This window comes from Streptomyces coryli, assembly GCF_011044975.1.
Classification (GTDB): Bacteria; Actinomycetota; Actinomycetes; order Streptomycetales; family Streptomycetaceae; genus Streptomyces; species Streptomyces coryli.
In genome coordinates this window covers 1-5,060 of sequence record NZ_JAAKZV010000383.1, presented here as the reverse complement: position 1 = coordinate 5,060, position 5,060 = coordinate 1, and the positions used below count along the sequence as shown (strand labels likewise).

Below are 5,060 nucleotides of genomic sequence, written 5' to 3'. Positions count from 1 at the left end.
CTTCGTGGGCGGGCGGGGCGGCCGGCCCTTGCGCATCCGCGGCACCGGCCTGCGGGACGGCCGCGATCCTCGGCTCCGCGGCGGCGCCCTGCGGGACGGCCGCGACCCTGGCCTCCGCGCCGCCAGTCGGCGGGACGGCCGCGCCCCGCGGCTCCGCGGCCCCCGCCGGCCGGGCGGCGACCGACTCCGAGCTCGTGGTCATCGGGTCGCCCGGGGCGGCGGGGCCTGGCACCGCGGGTCCGCCGACCTCGTCCGAGGTGACCGACACATGCCATCCCTGCCGCTCGATCGCCCGCACCAGTGCCGCCACCATCCGCGGGTCGAACTGCTTGCCCGCGCACCGCCGCAGCTCCGCCAGCGCCGCCGGCACCTCGCGGGCCCGCCGGTAGCTGCGGGTGGACGTCATCGCGTCGAAGGCGTCGGCGACCGCGACCACCCGCGCGTATTCCGGGATCTCCTCACCCTTCAGCCCGTACGGATAGCCGCCGCCGTCCAGCCGCTCGTGGTGGTGCAGGATCGCGGCCCGCGCCTCCTGCAGGAAGCCGATGCCGCGGACGATCTCATGCCCGTATTCCGGATGCAGCTGGATGACCCGCCGCTCCTCCTCGGTGAGCGGCCCGTCCTTGCGCAGCACCCGCGTCGGCACGCCGAGCTTGCCGACGTCGTGCAGGATGCCGGCGAAGCGCAGCACCTCCTGCCGCTCGTCCGGCATGCCGAGCTCCCGGCCGATCAACGCCGAGGCGCGGCCCACGCGTTCGCTGTGGCCGCGGGTGTAGCGGTCCTTGATGTCGACGGCCTGCACCAGGGCGCGGATGGTGGCCTGGTGGGCGGCGCGCTCGCGGTGGTACTGGGCGAAGACCCAGCAGGAGATGAACATCGGCAGCAGCACGAGCAGCGCGGACACCGGCCCGTACGGGCTGTGCCACAGCACGGCCATCATCAGCCCGGCGAGCCCGTGCACCATGTGCGGTACCAAGGCGTAGGCGAGGCCGGGGACGGCAGCCGTGAGCGGCCGCCGCTCGGCCGCGGCGAGCACCGCGGTGTCGAGCAGGGTGAGCACGGTGCAGAAGGCGACCGCGGCGGCGAGCGCCGGCAGCAGCAGATGCGGGAAGCGGGGCTCGGCCAGCGGGTCGTGCCCCAGCACCTCCCAGGTGCGGGCGGCGGCGCAGGTGGCGAGCGCGAGCTGGGCGGCATGCCAGACCCGGCGCAGCCACCGCGGGTCCGCGCCCTCCTCGAGCCGCCCGAGCAGCGCCCCGGGCACGACGACCAGCGCCGCGGCCGCGGGCGGCAGCAGGAAGGCGGCCGCGAGCAGCACGGGGAAGAAGGATCCGAGCCCGCCGCCCCGGCGGCCGCCGCGGCCGGTGACGAGCAGCCCCCAGGTCAGCTCGCAGGCGGCGTAGAGCAGCGCCAGGAGCCCGATCTCCGACCACGGTACCCCGGGGCCGGGAGCGCCCAGCGCGGGCAGGACGCAGGCCGCGGCGCCCGCGAGGGCGCACACAACGACGGCGAATACGGCCGGGGTTGGCCTCCGCATCGCCCCGCTCCTCCCCGTCGGAATTGCCACCGGATGGGGAGAATAGAGCGGCTGCGTCGGCCGTATGGGCGCAACCTCGGGATTGGGTGGTTACGCCCGGGGGGGATTAGCACCTTCGAGTGAAGTGCTGCCGTTTTCGCTTTCCTGCGAGAGGACGGGCTGGTCCGGCACCTCTTCGCCGGCGCGGATCAGCTCCAGCCGGCCGAGGACCTTCGACCGGAGGTCGGCCGGCACGTCGTCGTGGCCGCAGCAGCGCTTGACCAGCTTCTTGACGGCCTGCTCCAGGCCGTACTTCTCCAGGCAGGGGGAGCACTCGTCGAAGTGCTCTTTGATCTTCGACTTGTCCCCCTCGGGCATCTCCTGGTCGAGATACTCGTAGAGGTGGTCGAGGACCTCTGAGCAATCAGTCTCGTGGTGATCGCCGCAGCTCATGATCCCGCGCCCTTCCCGCTGTCGCCCGCGGGCGCAAGGCCGCGCTCACGTGCGTAGTCCTCCAGCATGTCCCGCAGCTGCCGCCGTCCACGGTGCAGCCGGGACATCACCGTCCCGATCGGTGTCCCCATGATGTCCGCGATCTCCTTGTAGGCAAAGCCCTCGACGTCCGCGAGATAGACGGCGATACGGAATTCCTCGGGGATCGCCTGCAGGGCTTCCTTGACGTCGGAGTCCGGAAGATGATCCAGGGCCTGGGCCTCGGCGGAGCGCAGCCCGGTCGACATGTGCGACTCGGCGCGCGCCAGCTGCCAGTCCTCGATCTCGTCCGCTGCGGAGCGCTGCGGCTCGCGCTGCTTCTTGCGGTACGAGTTGATGAACGTGTTGGTCAGGATGCGGTAGAGCCAGGCCTTCAGGTTCGTGCCCTCGCGGAACTGATGGAACGAGGCGTACGCCTTCGCGTACGTCTCCTGCACCAGGTCTTCCGCGTCCGCGGGATTGCGGGTCATGCGCAGCGCGGCGGAGTACATCTGGTCCAGGAACCCGAGAGCGTCGCGCTCGAAGCGCGCGTTGCGCTCCTCGGCGGACTCCCCGGAGCCCTTCGCAGGCTCCCCCTGGCTAGTACCGCCCGTGCCCGTGTCGGTCCCAGTGACGGAACCCACCTCCTCCAACACCTTTACGGAACCAGTGCCGGTTCCGCTCGATTCGGAGAATAGACCAGTACCCGCCAGGTCCGCCGCCCGGTTCTTGCCGCGCTGCGCCGACTGCGCGCCGGACCATCCCAGGTCAGCGGTCTGCGTACGCGACAGGCATGTTGCCCCACCCATCAGGCGGCACCTCTCTTACACCACGGTTTACGGCCGGTGTCGGCCACGGACGATCTGTCCAACATCTGTTCCGCCCGGGGCATTCCCGGGTAGCGTCTCGTCACCTCATGGGACATGGGATGTCCTACGTACCTCGGGTTGCGTAGCGAAGGAGAGCCGTGGTTCTGCGAAAACTGATGTGTCATGCGCCTGCCAGAGTGCTGGTGGTGCTGGCCGCCGCCCTGGCGGCGGTCGTCGGGCTGACGGCGCCCGCCGGCCGCGCCGCCCCCACCACCGACCCCCACTTCGACCAGCAGGTGCTCTTCAAGGCCGCGAACGAGCAGGGCTACTCCTGCTTCCGGATACCGGCCGTGGTGAAGACCACGAAGGGCACGCTGCTCGCCTTCGCCGAGGGCCGGGTCAACAACTGCGGCGACGCCGACGACATAGACCTGGTCCTGAAGCGCTCCTTCGACGGCGGCAAGACCTGGACCCCGCTGCAGGTGATCCACGAAGGCGGCGGCGACACCAACGGCAACCCGGTCCCGATCGTGGACCGCGACTCCGGCCGCATCACCCTGATCAGCAACCGCAACGAAGGCGTCGGCAGCGCCGCCAACTGCGCGGTGCCGTGCAAGCGCGACCCGTACATCCAGCACAGCGACGACGACGGTGAGACCTGGAGCGAGCAGCGCGCGCTGGGCGCGGAGGCCAAGGACCCGGACTGGAATTCCTGGTACGCCACCGGGCCGCTGCACGGCATCCAGCTGAAGCATGGGCGGCATGCGGGGCGGCTGGTCTTCGGTATTAACGCCGAGACCTGGAACGACGCTGAGAGCCGCGTCACTCATAACCATGCCGCGCTCGCGTATAGCGATGACGGGGGTGCGCACTGGAAGATCGGTGCGCTGGATACCTTTCCGATCGCTGCCGACGGCACCTTTGAGCAGAAGCCGTCGGAGATGACGCTGGTGGAGCGCCGGGACGGCTCCATCTACGTCAACGGCCGCGAGCAGGACGGCACGGACCTGGGCCACCGCGACTTCGCGGTCAGCCCGGACGGCGGCGAGAGCTTCGCGAACGGCGGCTTCAAGGCCATCCCCGACCTGCACACCCCGATGGTCCAGGGCTCGTCCATCCAGCTGCGTAGCAAGGCCGAGGACGGTTACGACCGCTGGCTGCTGTCCGCGCCGGCCGACCCGGACCGCCGCCGGACGATGATGATCCGGTCCTCGTACGACGAGGGCAGGAGCTGGGAGGCGGTCGACCGCGGCAAGACCGTCACCACGGACTGGTCCGGCTACTCGGATATGGCGAAGCTGAGCGACGGCGAGGTCGGCCTGCTCTACGAGGGCGGCCCGGTGGATGCCCGCGACGAGATCCGCTTCGCCCGCTTCAACGAGGCCTGGCTCGGCCCGCGCCGCGCGCCCGACCCGCGCACGCCGGACGAGGCGCCGGGCGCCTCCGACGGGTATGTGATCGGCGGCGTACGGCCCACGGACGGCCACCGCGGCGGCCCGCGGACCCACGGGGGTGCGGCATCCTTCGACGGCGTCGACGGGCACGTCAGGCTGCCGTTCCGGTCCGCGCAGGCGCTGGGGAAGAAGGACTTCACGGCGAGTGTGTGGTTCCGCTACTCGGCGACGAGTGGGGAGCAGCCGTTGCTGTGGATGGGTGGTGTCGGGACCAAGTCCCCGTATGTGGCGCTGCGGGCGTTGCCTGGGGAGAACCGCTTGGTTGCGGAGATGACGCCCGCCCCGGACGGGCCGATCAAGCCGCCGCTGCCGGTGGTGCAGGCGTCGGCGCCGGCCGCGTACAACGATGGGGAGTGGCATCACGCGGTGATTCGGCGGGGTGGGGGGTCGCTGACGCTGTCGGTGGACGGGGCGGCTGCGGTGAGCGCGCCGGATGCGGGCGGGTCGCTGAGCCGGAACTCGACCTTTGCCGTGCATCTGGGGCAGAAGATGGACAGCCGGGTGCGGTACCAGGGGGACCTGGACGATGTGCGGGTGTACGACCGGGCGTTGGGGGCTGGTGAGGTCACGGCGCTACGGGAGGGCTCGCATCCGCGGCATGGGCTGATTGTGGACGTACCGCTGGATCGGCTCGGGAGGGGGTAGGTCGGGCTGGCGGCGGGGTGCGTTGCTGTCCGGATGGCTTGGCATCGGACAGTGACGGCCGCGCCGCCGTCCTGCGGTGGGTGCCGGTGCGGGAAACGGATGGCTTCCTACGGGGAGGAGGGGGCGGTGGGGTGCGTCGGTCTGCCGGGCGGCGGTCGGTCTTTGGGG

3 protein-coding genes and 1 pseudogene are annotated in these 5,060 nt (G+C 71.2%); 1 reads left to right on the top strand and 3 read right to left on the bottom strand.

What is annotated here, in order from left to right; all coding sequences use genetic code 11:
• Nucleotides 1-193: 193 nt before the first annotated feature.
• From G5C51_RS39730 to G5C51_RS39720, 3 genes and pseudogenes are all read right to left on the bottom strand, one after another.
• A pseudogene (locus tag G5C51_RS39730) lies at nucleotides 194-1,534 on the bottom strand (HD-GYP domain-containing protein); the annotation flags it as partial.
• Nucleotides 1,535-1,624: 90 nt separating this feature from the next.
• Entirely contained in the window at nucleotides 1,625-1,966 is a 342-nt protein-coding gene (rsrA, locus tag G5C51_RS39725) for a mycothiol system anti-sigma-R factor (RefSeq protein WP_165245434.1), read from the bottom strand.
• Nucleotides 1,963-2,628 carry a sigma-70 family RNA polymerase sigma factor gene (locus G5C51_RS39720; RefSeq protein ID WP_338118482.1) on the bottom strand — a complete coding sequence of 222 codons (666 nt, stop codon included), beginning with the start codon at nucleotides 2,626-2,628 and terminating at the stop codon, nucleotides 1,963-1,965. The genes rsrA and G5C51_RS39720 overlap by 4 nt, the downstream gene beginning before the upstream one ends.
• A gap of 341 nt (nucleotides 2,629-2,969) precedes the next feature.
• On the opposite strand from G5C51_RS39720, the gene G5C51_RS39715 reads away from it, so the two are divergent.
• The gene (locus tag G5C51_RS39715; protein WP_165245438.1) at nucleotides 2,970-4,892 is read left to right on the top strand and encodes a sialidase family protein; all 1,923 of its coding nucleotides are present in this window, start codon (nucleotides 2,970-2,972) and stop codon (nucleotides 4,890-4,892) included.
• The last annotated feature ends 168 nt before the right edge of the window (nucleotides 4,893-5,060 follow it).